The following is a 14594-nucleotide window of genomic DNA, read 5'->3' on the forward strand; positions in this document are numbered from 1 at the left end:
ACACACGCGCAGGTGGCGGATTCCATGACGGTTTCTGGCTGGCTTCTTGGGATTGACGGGTGACTGTTATACTCGCGGCCATTTTCAGACCACGTGTGAGATTCAATGGAACGCTTTATCGAAAACGCAATGTATGCCTCCCGCTGGCTGCTGGCGCCGATCTATTTCGGCCTGTCGCTGGGGCTGTTGGCGCTGGCACTGAAATTCTTTCAGGAAGTTTTCCACGTCATCCCTAACGTCTTTTCGATGGCCGAGTCGGACCTGATCCTGGTGCTGCTGTCGTTGATCGACATGGCGCTGGTAGGCGGCTTGCTGGTGATGGTGATGATTTCCGGTTACGAAAACTTTGTTTCCCAACTGGATATCGATGACAGCAAGGAAAAGCTCAACTGGCTGGGCACCATGGATTCGTCTTCCCTGAAGATGAAGGTGGCCGCGTCTATCGTGGCGATTTCCTCCATTCACCTGCTGCGGATTTTTATGGACGCCAAGAACGTCGATCCTGAGCATTTGAAGTGGTACGTGATTATTCACATGACCTTTGTGGTGTCGGCATTTGCCATGGGTTACCTGGATAAGCTGACCAAGCACTGATCCTGCATCACCACTTGTAGGAGCGAGCTTGCTCGCGATGGTCGTTAACGATAACGCGTGATTACTGGCTGAATGCGGCGTTCTTGAGTTCATCGCGAGCAGGCTCGCTCCTACAGAGAGCAAAACAGACAAACGGCATGGTTTTTGGCTTGTGCTTTGATGCGCCGAGGCATATCCCTGTAAAGGTCTTGGCTCGCCAATGCGTGAGGTGCGTTCATGAACCTGCAAGAGTTGAATGCCTATGCCGTCGCCGGGAAGGTCGATGAGCTGAACCTGATCTCGATGGAAGGTGGTATCTACCTGCTCGAAGCACGGATGCATGGCGCGGCGTATCCACTAAAGGATGCTCACGACCACATGATGCACCTGCGTTCGGTGGAGCATGCCCGTGACGTGCTGCGCTCCTTTCCCAAGCTGAACTTCAATCTCGTGCATACCTTGGTGCACGACGAAATGTGCGGCCTCGGTGATATTGAAGAAAGCCTGAAAGTACCGATCGACCTCCGTTCCTCGCGACAGGGCTGACGGCCCTCATCAACACGATGGCATCTGTGCTAGTCTGCTGGCCCTTTTGGTTCCGGGCGCTCCGGGACGCGCTGTGCACGCACGGCAAGTCTCCGGGCCGTCCGCACAGCGGAGCAGTGTCATGTCCGAAGTAAATCTGTCCACCGACGAAACCCGCGTCAGCTACGGCATTGGCCGTCAGTTGGGCGACCAACTGCGCGATAACCCGCCACCGGGCGTTAACCTGGACGCGATCCTGGCGGGTCTGACTGACGCTTTTGCTGGCAAGGAAAGCCGTGTTGGCCAGGAAGAAATGTCCGCCAGCTTCAAAGTGATTCGCGAAATCATGCAAGCCGAAGCTGCAGCCAAGGCTGAAGCGGCCGCTGGCGAAGGCCTGGCCTTCCTGGCTGAAAACGCCAAGCGTGATGGCATCACCACTCTGGCTTCCGGCCTGCAGTTCGAAGTACTGACTGCCGGTGAAGGCGCCAAGCCATCCCGTGAAGACACCGTGCGTACCCATTACCACGGCACTCTCATCGACGGCACTGTGTTCGACAGCTCCTACGAGCGCGGTCAGCCTGCAGAATTCCCGGTCGGCGGCGTGATCGCTGGCTGGACCGAAGCCCTGCAACTGATGAATGCCGGCAGCAAATGGCGTCTGTACGTGCCGAGCGAACTGGCTTACGGCGCTCAAGGCGTTGGCAGCATTCCGCCGCACAGCGTACTGGTATTCGACGTCGAGCTGCTCGACGTTCTGTAAGAAGCGCTAATTACCTGTAGGAGCGAGCTTGCTCGCGATGGGCGTCAACGATAATGCGAGCATTCCGAATGAACGCGGTGTCGGTGAGTTTTCGCGAGCAAGCTCGCTCCTACAGGTTTTGCAGCGCTGCTCATATTTCGATCTTGTGGTGCAGTTCATGCGCAGGGCGCAACGCCCGGGCATAGCAGAACAGAAACAGATTTCGCACCACTTCCTTGAGCACCACGGGCTCGCTGGAATTCAAGCCGTTGAGGTCCAGGTCACCCTGATCCTGCAGTTCGCTCAAGGCTTCTTCTTCAAGTACCGCACAGACTTCCCCGGTTTCCCGATGCAGGATTCTGAGGTAAGGGTGTGGCCGGTCCAGCCAGGCATCGATCAAATAAGTCATGGTTCTCATCTCCATTGAAAGGTTTCAATGAGAATAATTCTTATTCATCAAATAGCAAGGGCCTATTAGCGGATTGTGGTTTTTCCTGGGTAAAGATTGCGTCCAGGTCAAAACGGCTGGCGTTTGGCTATAGCGAGGGAGTGTGGGGTGGAGCGGGGGAGGGCAAAGCACCATCCCACGCCGGGCGTGGGATGGAATACAGCGTAATCAGACTTTTCTGACGAACTCGGACTTCAGCTTCATCGGGCCGATGCCGTCGATCTTGCAATCAATGTCGTGATCGCCATCGCACAGGCGGATGTTCTTGACCTTGGTGCCGACCTTGACCACCAGCGATGTGCCTTTGACCTTGAGGTCCTTGATCACGGTGATGGTGTCGCCGTCCTGCAGGACATTACCGACCGAATCCTTTTTCACCGCATCATCGGACACAGCGTCGGCTTCGCCGCTGGCGGACCATTCGTGGGCGCACTCGGGGCAGATCAGCTGGGCGCCGTCTTCATAGGTGTATTCGGAATTGCATTTCGGGCAGGGTGGCAACGTGCTCACTAAGGCTCCTTGGATTCAGGATCGCTAAAAAGCGCACATTGTATAGGGTTTTTCGGGCGCGGGGAGCTGAAAGCAGAAGATCGCAGCCTTCGGCAGCTCCTACATGGGCGTCTGTAGGAGCTGCCGAAGGCTGCGATCTTTTGATCTTGCTGTCGCGATCAGTGCGTACGCGCGACCGCAAACTCGCTCAACTCGACCAATGCATCGCGGTATTCGCTGGCAGGCAGCGCGTCGAGGCATTTGATCGCACGGGCCACATAGTCACGGGCCAATTGCGCGGTGTATTCCAGTGAGCCAGAGGCTTCTACGGCTTCGCGGATGGTTTCCAGATCTTCGATGCCACCTTTCTGGATCGCCTTGCGCACCAGGGCGGCCTGTTCCGGCGTGCCTTCGCGCATGGTGAAGATCAGTGGCAGGGTCGGCTTGCCTTCGGCCAGATCGTCGCCGACGTTCTTGCCCAGCGTTTCGGCGTCGCCCTTATAGTCCAGCAGGTCGTCGACCAGTTGGAACGCTACGCCCAGGTGATCGCCAAAGGTGCGCAGGGCTTCAGCCTGCTCCGGCGTGGCTTCGCACAGGGCCGCGGCGCTATGGGTCGAGGCTTCGAAGAGCATCGCGGTCTTGCCACGGATGACTTCCATGTAGGTTTCTTCGGTAGTGCTGGCGTCGCGGACCTTCGACAGCTGCAACACTTCGCCTTCGGCGATGATGCGCGTAGCTTGCGACAGGATCTTCATCACCGGCATCGAACCGAGCTCAACCATCATCTCGAAGGAGCGCGAGTACAGGAAGTCGCCCACCAGCACGCTTGGCGCATTGCCCCACATGGCGTTGGCGGTCGAGCGGCCACGGCGCATGCCGGACATGTCGACCACATCGTCATGCAGCAGCGTCGCGGTGTGCAGGAATTCGATGGTGGCGGCCAGCAGGCGCAGGTCATCGCCTTCGCGGCCCAGGGCCTTGCCACACAGCAGCACTAATAAAGGACGCAGGCGTTTACCGCCAGCCGAGGTGATGTAATCGCCGATTTTCGATACCAGCGGCACTCGGGAAGTCAGCTGCTTCTTGATGATGCCGTCGACGGCGCTAAAATCGTCCGCCACCGCGCGGTAGAAAGCTTGGGGTTGCATCAGCGACAGTTGCTCCAGAAGGGTTGCGCGGCATGCTAGGACCCACGTCGGCAGGTGTCAAGGCGCGATGGACGGCCTATTGCAAGGCGCTCGTGCCTTGCGTACAATCGCGCACCCTGAACTTCCTGGGCAGCACCTGCCTTACGCAATTGCAAACGGGCCTTCCAGCCCAATGCAGCCATGCCAGCCAATACCTCTTCTTATAAAGAGCTGGGTGAGCAGGATTATCGGAGAAATACCATGTCTTATGCAGTAATCGTTACTGGCGGCAAGCAGTACAAAGTCGCCCCAGGTGAATACCTGAAGATCGAAAAACTGGAAATCGCTACCGGCGAATCCGTTACCTTTGATCGCGTTCTGTTGGTTGCCAATGGCGACGACGTGAATATCGGCGCTCCAGTTGTTGCTGGCGCTACCGTTGTGGCTGAAGTGATCTCCCAAGGTCGTCACGATAAAGTCCGCATCATCAAGTTCCGTCGTCGTAAGCACCACATGAAGCGTATGGGCCACCGCCAGTGGTACACCGAGATCAAAATCACCGGTATTCAGGCTTAATTTCAGCCTAATTCCTCACTAGGAGAATTGAACTCATGGCACACAAAAAAGCTGGTGGTAGTACCCGTAACGGTCGCGACTCAGAAGCCAAACGCCTTGGCGTGAAGATGTATGGCGGCCAGGTTATCATTCCGGGCAACATCATCGTGCGTCAGCGCGGTACCCAATTCCACGCTGGCTACGGCGTTGGTATGGGCAAGGATCACACTCTGTTCGCTAAAATCGACGGCGTGATCAAGTTCGAAGTAAAAGGCGCTTTCAATCGCCGTTACGTAAGCATTGTCCCGAAGACTGACGTCGTCGCGGCATAATTACGTGGTTGCTGGAAAAGCCCTGTCTTGCGACGGGGCTTTTTCGTTTGTGGGGTGAGTCTCTTGCAAAGCTGTTTGTAATGGGCTCCAGCGCTGGATTTGCGGTCGTTGATTGAGGTCGCTGCGCTCATTTTTGCAAGAGTCTTATGTCTAGGTTTTTTCGGCTCGTCCGTATGGCGAGAGGCGTTTTGTTATGAAGTTTGTTGATGAAGTATCCATTCGAGTAAAAGCCGGTGACGGTGGCAACGGTTGCATGAGCTTCCGTCGCGAGAAGTTTATCGAGAACGGCGGCCCGAACGGCGGCGACGGTGGTGATGGCGGTTCGGTCTACATGATCGCCGATGAAAACCTCAACACCCTGGTGGACTACCGTTACACCCGTCACTTCGATGCCGAGCGTGGCTCCAATGGCGGCAGCACCGACTGCACCGGCAAGAAAGGTGAAGAGCTGGTGTTGCGCGTTCCGGTTGGCACCACGGTGATCGACTCTGCCACCCAGGAAGTGATCGGCGACCTGACCAAGGCTGGTCAGAAGCTGCTGGTTGCCCATGGCGGCTGGCACGGTCTGGGTAACACCCGTTTCAAATCCAGTACCAACCGTGCGCCACGTCAGACTACGCCGGGCAAGCCGGGCGAGCAGCGTGACCTCAAGCTGGAAATGAAAGTGCTGGCGGACGTTGGTCTGCTGGGCTTGCCGAACGCTGGCAAAAGTACCTTCATTCGTTCGGTTTCGGCCGCCAAGCCGAAAGTCGCCGACTACCCGTTCACCACGTTGGTGCCAAACCTGGGCGTGGTCAGTGTCGATCGCTGGAAAAGCTTCGTGGTCGCAGACATTCCGGGCCTGATCGAAGGTGCTTCCGACGGTGCAGGCCTGGGGATTCGCTTCCTCAAGCACTTGTCGCGTACTCGTCTGCTGCTGCATCTCGTCGACATGGCGCCGCTGGATGAAACCAGTGCCCCAGACGCTGCGGAAGTGATCGTTAACGAACTGACCAAGTTCAGCCCGTCTCTGGCTGAGCGTGATCGTTGGTTGATCCTGAACAAGTGTGACCAGATCCTCGAAGAAGAGCACGATGCTCGCGTCAAGGAGATCGTTGATCGCCTGGAGTGGACCGGTCCGGTCTACGTGATCTCGGCCATCGCCAAGCAGAATACCGAGCGTCTGTGCCACGACATCATGCGTTACCTGGAAGATCGTGCCGATCGCCTGGCTAATGACCCGGCCTACAAAGAAGAGTTGGCTGACCTCGATCAACGCATCGAAGACGAAGCCCGTGCGCAGTTGCAGGCGTTGGATGATCAGCGTGCCCTGCGTCGTAGCGGCGTGAAGTCGGTTCACGACATCGGCGACGATGATTGGGATGAAGAAGATGTGGATGACGAAGACGGTCCGGAAATCATTTACGTGCGTGACTGATTCGTTGCAGTAAACTTAAGCGCCGCTCAATTGAGCGGCGTTTTAGTATCTGGAAATCGGAAGTCAGGAATTACCACGAATAACGTCATGGGTAGCGCTAAGTCGCGCTGTCCTCAAGCTAAGGTTGAAGATGATGCGGAGCAAGGTGACAGGTGCGCAGCGTTGGGTCGTGAAGATCGGCAGCGCTTTGCTGACGGCGGACGGCAAGGGCCTGGATCGCGCGGCAATGGGTGTCTGGGTTGAGCAGATGGTGGCCTTGCACGAGGCGGGTGTCGAACTGGTGCTGGTGTCCTCCGGGGCAGTGGCTGCCGGTATGAGTCGTCTGGGCTGGACCGCGCGACCCAGTGCAATGCACGAGCTCCAGGCTGCTGCTGCAATCGGCCAGATGGGGTTGGTGCAGGCCTGGGAGTCGAGCTTTGCCGAGCATGGCCGGCACACTGCGCAGATTCTCCTGACCCACGATGACCTGTCCGACCGCAAGCGCTACCTGAACGCCCGCAGCACCTTGCGTGCGCTGGTCGAGTTGAAGGTCATTCCGGTGATCAACGAAAACGACACCGTGGTCACCGACGAAATCCGTTTCGGCGATAACGACACCCTGGCGGCGCTGGTGGCCAACCTGGTCGAAGCTGACTTGCTGGTGATCCTGACGGATCGCGACGGCATGTTCGACGCTGATCCGCGCAATAACCCTGATGCCCAGCTGATTTACGAAGCGCGCGCCGATGATCCGGCACTCGATGCTGTGGCGGGCGGCACTGGGGGTGCGCTGGGGCGCGGCGGCATGCAGACCAAGTTGCGTGCGGCGCGTCTGGCTGCGCGGTCCGGTGCGCATACGATCATCGTTGGTGGGCGCCTTGAGCGTGTGCTGGATCGCCTGAAGGCAGGTGAGCGCATCGGCACCTTGCTCTCGCCTGAGCGAGGCATGCTGGCGGCACGCAAGCAGTGGCTGGCTGGTCATTTGCAAACTCGCGGCACTCTGGTGCTGGATGCGGGGGCGGTAACGGCATTGTCCCAGGGCAACAAGAGTTTGCTGCCGGTCGGGGTCAAGCTGGTTCAAGGCAGCTTCCGTCGCGGTGAGATGGTGGTGTGCGTGGCGCCGGATGGGCGTGAGATCGCCCGGGGCCTGGCCAACTACAGTGCCTTGGAAGCGCAAAAAATCATCGGTCAGTCGTCCGAGGCGATTGTCGGTCTGTTGGGTTACATGGCGGAGCCGGAACTGGTTCACCGCGATAACCTGATTCTGGTCTGAAGGAATACTGAATGCGCGTGGCAAAAGGATTGTTGGGGTTGCTGCTGGCGGTGCCGTTGCTGGCATCGGCCGAGGAAATTGGCCAGGTGTCGACGGTTTTCAAATTTGTCGGCCCGAACGACCGGATAGTCGTTGAGGCGTTTGATGATCCGAAGGTTGAGGGTGTGACCTGCTACCTCTCTCGCGCCAAGACGGGCGGCGTGAAGGGTGGATTGGGTCTGGCTGAGGATCGTGCCGAGGCCTCCATCGCTTGTCGGCAGGTCGGTCCGATCAGCTTTAAGGGCGAGTTGAAGGACGGTGATGAGGTGTTCAAGGAGCGCACGTCGCTGGTGTTCAAGACCATGCAGGTGGTGCGTTTCCTCGACAAGAAGCGCAATACGCTGGTGTACCTTGTCTACAGCGATCGCTTGATCGAGGGCAGTCCGCAGAATGCGGTGACGGCGATTCCGATTTTGCCGTGGGAAGAGTAGAACAGATTCCGGTATGTCGTATTATGGAGCCGGTAGACTGGCTCCGTATAAAGTTCTGTAGCACATAGTAAAATACTTAAAGATCGGTAATTTTTGCGTATATATTTTGATCATGAAATCTGGCATTGATTTTTTCTGCTTTCATCAAAGTTCCTTCAAGAGAGAAGCCGTTATTTAGTGCAACTCTATTGCTCTTTTTATTTGCTACGGCGCATTTAATGACGAAGCGCTGAATTGAACAAGATTTAGAGTAATGATCAATTAAAAATGTCAGGCTGCAGGAGATAATGCCTTTCCCCTGCGCTTTTACATCTAGCCAGTATCCTAGATAAACGGTGGAGTTCTGAGTGTCAATCGAATTGATTGATATTGTCCCGACACATTTCTCGTGATAATAAATTAAATACGTTTTTGATGTGCCAGCCTTGTGCTGTTTTGCGGAGCTTGTCAAAAAATCTCGTGTATCACTTATTGAGTTTGTGTAGCGGGGCCAGTCTAGAAAGGCTTGAAGATGGTTTTTATTTTTTATATAAGTAGCATGTAGATCGTTAGCGTATTTTTCGTTCGCCGCTCTCAGTTTTATATGCTCTGAGGCATGTAGCGTTTCACTCAAGTAAGGTATGTCCCTATCCCTGAAATTCGTAGTTTCATGGGCTCCTCTGCTGATGTAAAACCCGTTTGCATCAAAAGAAAATATTTTCGCAGCAGCACGAGTCCAATAGTTCGCCGTCTGGAGGTCATATGCGCCGCATCCTCTAACTATAAAATATTCATTGACCTCTAGACCTATATTGTTAGCATTAGAAGTAAGGTAATCTTGTTCGAAACAATTAAAGCCAGTTATGACTTGCCTGCTTGATGAAAGTGGCGGCATAGCATTGAGCGGTTCTATGGAGTGTGCCCAGTTTTTTATGGATGGAATCCAGTTAATTCCTATATTACTTTGTAATAGTTGCGTGTTTTCTCTTTTTTTTGATGAAATAATTTTAGCTACAAAATAACCACAATCTTCGACTAGGCAACGTCCAGGCTCGAATATGATTTTAATCTTCTTAGCTCGACTCCCTAATGTACGGTCAACTGCTAACTGTATTGTTTGCATGAATTCTTTGATTGCGGGTGTAGGTTCGTTCGTAATAGATGAAAATGAATCTGCGGGGAAGCCGCTTCCAAGGTCAAGCCATCCGTCATCTGGTAAAAAACGTAGGATGAGAAGGGAGTATTCGGATAGTTCGGACACTAATCTCTCAGCTGATGTCAAGTTCGAACCAACATGTATGTGGAAACCAGTTAAGTTTACGTGGTTGTTGTTAAGTAAGTTTCTTTGTACGGCCTCTTCTACTTCATATCTATCGAAGCCGAATCTGGAGTACGAACTTCCGTATTTATGAGATAGCCTCAGCGATACGTCATATTTTATATTTTGAGATGAGCAAATTTCATTGATTGTTTGAAGTTCATTTATGCTGTCCACTTGAATTCTGATTTTTTTTTCAATAGCGAATTCTAATTCGTATCGAGTTTTTAAAGGGCCATCGAAAATAATTTTCGAAGGTGAGAAGCCATCCGCCAATGCACAGTGAATTTCTTCCAGCGAAACAGTTTCTGCAGAAAAACCTAAGGAGCACAGGGTGCTCCCAATAGAGGAAATATTGTTTGTTTTATACGAGTAAGCGATTTCTAACTTACTAAACTCTTTAATGGCGAAGGTTTGAAATGAAACCGCTCTTTTGCGGACTTCTATCATGTCAATAAGCTGAAAAGCCGCGTCCGGTAGTACAGATTGGCTCTCAATGATCTTTAATGCGGTGGCTTTTACACGCCGCGGTATTATTTTTTGCGCCATAGCTGTAATGATACTCCTTGGTAGTCACGTTGAATGTTTAGTGGCCTTCGTATTTCAAGGAAGTGGGAGAGAATCTCTTCTTTTAATTCGGTGGGAAGGAGCGATGTAAAGTTGTTTGTGTTGAAGATATATTGCCTTATTGAACGATAAAGATCGTCGTCAGAAAAGCGATGTAAGTCATAGTTTTTTTCGTCAATTAGCTCCAGTTCGACGCTATTAAAAAAATCAGTCCAGAAATTTAAGTCCCAGTGAGGTCCTGGCTTGAAACCCAAAGAGTGGCTAACTGAGTCCAATAGATCCTCGGGCGGGAGCTTTCGATAAAAAAAGTTGGAAGAGCAAAGAATTCCTTGGTTTGATAACGTCCGAGCGGATTCTAAAAGTGCAATATTTCTATCGTGTATGAATGCGAAGTTGCATCCCGCCAATATGTGAGTGAACACGCCGTCTTTGAACGGGAGTTTGCATGCATCGGCGACAAGAAAATCTAAGTGAGTCGTCGCCTTTAATTCGATAGTTTTTTCTCGCGCAATCTCAATTGATGATTTTGATATATCGATACCTTCTGCAGAGCAATGAACTTTCTCAAAACAGTATCTTGAGCTATATCCCGTTGAGCATGCCAAGTCCAGTAGATATGAGTGGGGTTTTATATTGCTATTTCTGATCCAATAGTTGAGTGTAGCGTCTCCCCCGGGCGGTGTATTATCTTGTTTCATAAAAGCTATGAAGTCGGGGTAGGACATGTCGCTGATACGTGGAATGTCTGCACGTGCTTTCTTCACAAAATTTTTCCTAGGATTAGCCAAAAGCTTCAGATGTTATTGTGTTAAACATGCTATATGCAGCTTCCGATTCCTTTAGGTGGTGTTCATCAGTGGAAGTAATGGGGGTGTTCTTTAGGTTGTTTATCTCAAGTATGTTGGTATTTTTATCTCTTAAGTAGCTTATTAGAACTGAAATACCGTAGTTCTCAGCACAAAGGCTATAGCAAACGTTCATGAACTCAGGGTCTGGGGGCTCTTGCTCCTTGAATAGACTATAAATTGCTATTGCGCATACTCGTGCTTGGCATGCAGCAGCAAAGGCAGACTTTGGTAACATCTCAGCATAAGCTGAGTCTCCTATAATATGTATCTCTGGTATAAGTAATGATTCAAATGTTTTTGTGTTAACAGGGCACCAGTTATATTGTTGTGCTAGTCCATTTTTGTATGAAAAAGTGTCGGCATGCTGAGGTGGGACTATATTTATAACGTTTCCTTTTATCTTTCCAAAGTCAGTAGTTATTTCTAAATGTCGTTCATCAACCGCAAGTATTGTGCCTCCTTGTTTTCTTCCTATCCAATTGATGTAGCTATGGGAAGTACCGTAGCCATATAACTTTTCCCAGGCTGACTCGAATTGCTGTTGCTTCGGGAAACTATCTTTACTGTCCAGAATAATAATGCGTGATCGAGGTTTGTTGATTTTGAGATATTCAGCTATCAGGCTGGCGCGTTCGTATGGGCCAGGAGGGCACTTGTAGTCGTCAGGTGGAGCTGTAATAATAATCACACCACCGTCGGTCATATTAGAAATCTGATTCTTTAGCAACGAATGTTGGTGGCCACCTTGCCAAGCGTGGGGGATTCTTTCCGCGACTTCTTTGCTATAACCATCTATTGCTTCGTAATGAAATCCAATGCCTGATGCTACAATGCATCTATCATAGCTGAAGGCTCCAGCTTCCTTTGTAAATACTCGTTTAGATTCATGGTCAATAAGTGTGGCGTAATCATGGACTACATTTATTTGATAGTTACTTGTCAGTGTTTTGTAGCTGAACGTTAATGAATTAGCTGAGCGTCGGCCTATGAGATACTCAGCTCCTAGAATACAGGTGTGATAAATTTTATTGGGTTCTATTAGTGTTATTTCGATGGACTTATCTAGTATGCGTAAGGAGCGGGCAAATGTAGCACCAGCGAAACCTCCTCCAATAATAACTACTTTCTTTGGTTTTTTATTAGATGCTGGAGTTTTCGCTGGCGCACTTGCAAAGCTTGCTAGTAAAAGCTTTAACGCATTTCTACGGGTGATTGCATCCAATAGGGTTTTTTGGCTCATATTCAACTGTCAATGGTTGCTTAAGTAGGGAGTAGGGGCGTGTGCACTCTATTGGTTTGGTAATACATTTTTGAATTGCTAAATTAATGGCTTGTGTTCGTGGCATTTTCCACAAGTGCTTTTATCTGTGTTGTACGAGTTTAAAGTGTTTATTTTTGAATAATGATCTGCTAGTTCGGTTATTTCTTTGTCGTTATGTTTCTCCATGATGCGATTCATAATTGTGCCATTTATAGAGTTGTCTCTATATCCTTGAAGTCTGTCAATGAGATATTTTTTTGGTAATCCTGCAATGGATGGGATTCCCTTCGTGCTAACCCCGCGCATGCCATGGCAGTTTGTACAGCTATTAGCAATCATTGGAATGCTTGGCTTTTCAGTGGCTAGTAGTCTTTCCGAAAAGGGCAGCGCAAACATTAATAAATAAATGTAAGTTTTCGGCATTTACGCTCTATTGCTCGATTAATGTGTCGTTTTGGTTTTGTGGGGTTGTTGGTTTCTTACGACATCGCCGAAATAGATTTTTGAGTTTTGTAAGTACATTTTTGGTATTTTGGTTCCTCCATAGGTGTTTGCATGTCCACTCATGTAGTTTTGCAAATTTTCGAACGTGCTGAAAATTTTAGTCGCGCGATCATAAGAGCCTTTGTCGTGATAAATTATGAGGTGGATAAGTGGCTCTCCTAATTTTGTAGGGATAATGTTAACTGTTTCGGTGTTTGTTTTATTGTAGTTTGAATATGCGGTCATGTACTTTGATTGATCTTTTACAAAGGAGTTAGGAATTCATTTTCCATTCCTTTGGGTGGTTCAAATATTATGGTTAGAGATTTTAAAAAATCCGGAGAATCGACTATCCTCTGTTCTGATAGGGTTAGTGGTATGTCTAATAAATATACAGCGCTAAATGCCAATGCGATATGTTTTACTTTCATGGCAGTCCTTTCTTGGTTTTGATAGAGGCTGTTCTACCTAGATATTTTTAGGGCTTGTAATTAGGTAAAAGTGTCGAATACATTAAAGTTTGTTGGTAGGTGGCTTGCATTCCATTGTGTAAGTAGTGTTTTTTTTCTTTGAAACGATTCTGTAGCTATGAATGAAATTACTCCATAGGCAAGTAAGGAAGCGATGCTGAAGTTCATAGGACCAAAGCTTGGCATTACAGATGTTGGCAGCCTTTGCCAGTGTTCAGCGTCTTCATGTAAATCAAACTCAGATTGAGTGGTGTCTCCTGAAAAAAAATTAGCAGAACAATGTGTATGTAGGTAACCGCCGCTAACAACTGGAGTTGACGTTTTTTTGGAAAGCTCACCACAACGCGCCGCCAGCGTCGCTGGGTCGTCGGCGGTTACAACAATTGTTGTGTATTTGACAATGGTAGAGAGTTGTAGTAAATCGTCAAAAGATAACTTTCTGTTGATTGTTTCGATTTTAGTGCTATCAAATCGCTCCTCAATAGCCGCTTTTAAAGCGAGTACTTTGTATTTACCAATGTCTTTTTTTCTCCAAAATAATTGTCTGTTTAGGTTGCTTTTTTCGATGGTGTCTGAATCTACGAGTGTGAAGCTTTTAACGCCACAGCCTGCTAATAACAGTGCGACACTGCTCCCTATTCCGCCACAGCCTACAATTAAGATTTTAGAATCTTGTAATGATTGAGAATCTTTTAGTATCTGGCCGCAGTTTTTTGCGATGCACATGAAGAAACTCGTGTTTCGACTAGTGTCAGGATTTTTTAGTAAGCGAACTACTTCATTTATTTCGCTCGGTGTCCCCTCAATCAATGAGCCTGATGTTATCAATCCTTCAGTTAGTGCAGGGATGCTCTGTTGGTTTAGCTTAATGATACTGTCTGGGCCGTTGATATAGGTGGTGTTGTTCATCAGGCAGTAAAGCGTCGATGGCGCTATGATACCGATGGCTTTTCCTCTTTCGTTAAGGAAGATGTAGTCATCCAGTGTTATGTCTTGCTCTAAACTCATTGATTGAAATCTCGATGGCTTGTGTTGACGCGTAGTGCGCGCTTGTGTTAATTACAGCTGGCATTTAGTATTTTATATTCGTCTGTAAGGTGATTTGTTAAGATTGAAGTTAGTTGGGCTTTGCTTTTGGTCGTGTCTTTAACGTTTTCTGTATGGAGAATGTCGTTCGCTTTTGGGCATTGAAGTTCTGAGGGCGTTTCGGCGTTGTATGCAGATATGGGGGTCGCGTTTGCAATACTAGATGCTCCGAGAAGAATTACGGTAACCCCGGCTAATAGTTTCATTGGTGTGGTCCTTTATTTGTATAGGTGTGTTAATTGATATTCGATGTTTCACGCCTTCAGTGTTGATCCATCATAGATACGCTCGCAAGTAGTCGGGTGTAACCTAATATTTCTGATCTTGTAGTTGGTACGATTGATGCTTTTTTGGATTTGAATGCTGTTGTAGGATCGTTCCTATATAGCTGTAGGTTGGGTCTGGATTTATTTGGCGTCGCTGAAAGAGTTCTTCTTTTGCTGGCTCTTAACCTCTTGTTTTTGCAGCGAACGTGTTATTTAGTACGTAAGCTTTTTCTTTAAAGTTTGTAGGAGAGCTGTAGGGCTATTTAAACTAGCAAATGTCTTTGGCGGAGACTGCTTATGTGAGTTTGTACGCATTATCGTAAATGCTTATATGTAAAGATTCTATTTGTTGGAGGGAGTGCTTTTCTACGGAATAACTGAATTCAGCA

General features: G+C 49.6%; 16 protein-coding genes. 8 read left to right on the forward strand and 8 right to left on the reverse strand.

What is annotated here, in order from left to right; translation table 11 throughout:
- The first annotated feature begins 105 nt into the window (after positions 1–105).
- The 3 genes from KUF73_RS14855 (at position 106) to KUF73_RS14865 (ending at position 1858) form a co-directional block, all read left to right on the forward strand.
- Positions 106–594, forward strand: coding sequence for a TIGR00645 family protein (locus KUF73_RS14855; protein ID WP_007943976.1), 489 nt, complete (start codon positions 106–108; stop codon positions 592–594).
- A gap of 216 nt (positions 595–810) precedes the next feature.
- Positions 811–1119: a DUF6482 family protein gene (locus KUF73_RS14860; protein WP_218438830.1), complete on the forward strand. Its 309-nt coding sequence runs from the start codon at positions 811–813 to the stop codon at positions 1117–1119.
- Between the two features lie 121 nt (positions 1120–1240).
- Positions 1241–1858, forward strand: a complete 618-nt coding sequence (locus tag KUF73_RS14865; RefSeq protein WP_218438831.1) for an FKBP-type peptidyl-prolyl cis-trans isomerase — start codon at positions 1241–1243, stop codon at positions 1856–1858.
- Positions 1859–1988: 130 nt separating this feature from the next.
- Here KUF73_RS14865 and KUF73_RS14870 read toward each other — a convergent pair whose 3' ends face one another.
- The 3 genes from KUF73_RS14870 to KUF73_RS14880 form a co-directional block, all read right to left on the reverse strand.
- Positions 1989–2246, reverse strand: a complete 258-nt coding sequence (locus KUF73_RS14870; protein WP_218438832.1) for a hypothetical protein — start codon at positions 2244–2246, stop codon at positions 1989–1991.
- Between the two features lie 207 nt (positions 2247–2453).
- Positions 2454–2795 carry a zinc ribbon domain-containing protein YjdM gene (locus KUF73_RS14875; RefSeq protein WP_218438833.1) on the reverse strand — a complete coding sequence of 114 codons (342 nt, stop codon included), beginning with the start codon at positions 2793–2795 and terminating at the stop codon, positions 2454–2456.
- A 158-nt stretch (positions 2796–2953) separates the two neighbouring features.
- A complete protein-coding gene (locus KUF73_RS14880; RefSeq protein WP_218438834.1) occupies positions 2954–3922 on the reverse strand; it encodes a polyprenyl synthetase family protein in 969 nt (322 codons plus the stop codon).
- Between the two features lie 240 nt (positions 3923–4162).
- Between KUF73_RS14880 and rplU the strand changes: the two genes are divergently transcribed.
- The 5 genes from rplU (at position 4163) to KUF73_RS14905 (ending at position 7927) form a co-directional block, all read left to right on the forward strand.
- Complete coding sequence (rplU, locus tag KUF73_RS14885) at positions 4163–4477, forward strand: 50S ribosomal protein L21 (RefSeq protein ID WP_003176051.1); 315 nt, start codon at positions 4163–4165, stop codon at positions 4475–4477.
- Positions 4478–4512: 35 nt separating this feature from the next.
- Positions 4513–4788 (forward strand): 50S ribosomal protein L27, encoded by a 276-nt coding sequence (gene rpmA, locus KUF73_RS14890; RefSeq protein ID WP_007943982.1) that lies wholly within the window; start codon positions 4513–4515, stop codon positions 4786–4788.
- Between the two features lie 193 nt (positions 4789–4981).
- Positions 4982–6205, forward strand: a complete 1224-nt coding sequence (cgtA, locus tag KUF73_RS14895) for an Obg family GTPase CgtA (RefSeq protein WP_218438835.1) — start codon at positions 4982–4984, stop codon at positions 6203–6205.
- A gap of 133 nt (positions 6206–6338) precedes the next feature.
- On the forward strand, positions 6339–7457 hold the full coding sequence (proB, locus tag KUF73_RS14900; protein WP_033041014.1) for a glutamate 5-kinase: 1119 nt from the start codon (positions 6339–6341) through the stop codon (positions 7455–7457).
- An 11-nt stretch (positions 7458–7468) separates the two neighbouring features.
- Positions 7469–7927: a CreA family protein gene (locus tag KUF73_RS14905; protein ID WP_218438836.1), complete on the forward strand. Its 459-nt coding sequence runs from the start codon at positions 7469–7471 to the stop codon at positions 7925–7927.
- Between the two features lie 76 nt (positions 7928–8003).
- On the opposite strand, the gene rimL is transcribed toward KUF73_RS14905, so the two are convergent.
- The 5 genes from rimL to KUF73_RS14930 form a co-directional block, all read right to left on the reverse strand.
- Positions 8004–9773 carry a 50S ribosomal protein L7/L12-serine acetyltransferase gene (gene rimL / locus KUF73_RS14910; RefSeq protein ID WP_218438837.1) on the reverse strand — a complete coding sequence of 590 codons (1770 nt, stop codon included), beginning with the start codon at positions 9771–9773 and terminating at the stop codon, positions 8004–8006.
- Positions 9758–10555: a class I SAM-dependent methyltransferase gene (locus KUF73_RS14915; RefSeq protein WP_218438838.1), complete on the reverse strand. Its 798-nt coding sequence runs from the start codon at positions 10553–10555 to the stop codon at positions 9758–9760. The genes rimL and KUF73_RS14915 overlap by 16 nt, the downstream gene beginning before the upstream one ends.
- A 16-nt stretch (positions 10556–10571) precedes the next feature.
- Positions 10572–11879 carry an FAD-dependent oxidoreductase gene (locus KUF73_RS14920; RefSeq protein ID WP_218438839.1) on the reverse strand — a complete coding sequence of 436 codons (1308 nt, stop codon included), beginning with the start codon at positions 11877–11879 and terminating at the stop codon, positions 10572–10574.
- 78 nt (positions 11880–11957) lie between these two features.
- A complete protein-coding gene (locus KUF73_RS14925; RefSeq protein ID WP_218438840.1) occupies positions 11958–12323 on the reverse strand; it encodes a c-type cytochrome in 366 nt (121 codons plus the stop codon).
- Positions 12324–12874: 551 nt separating this feature from the next.
- Positions 12875–13861, reverse strand: a complete 987-nt coding sequence (locus KUF73_RS14930; protein ID WP_218438841.1) for a ThiF family adenylyltransferase — start codon at positions 13859–13861, stop codon at positions 12875–12877.
- Between the last annotated feature and the right edge of the window lie 733 nt (positions 13862–14594).

Origin of the sequence: Pseudomonas sp. PD9R (genome assembly GCF_019200975.1) — a bacterium.
GTDB lineage: Bacteria > Pseudomonadota > Gammaproteobacteria > Pseudomonadales > Pseudomonadaceae > Aquipseudomonas.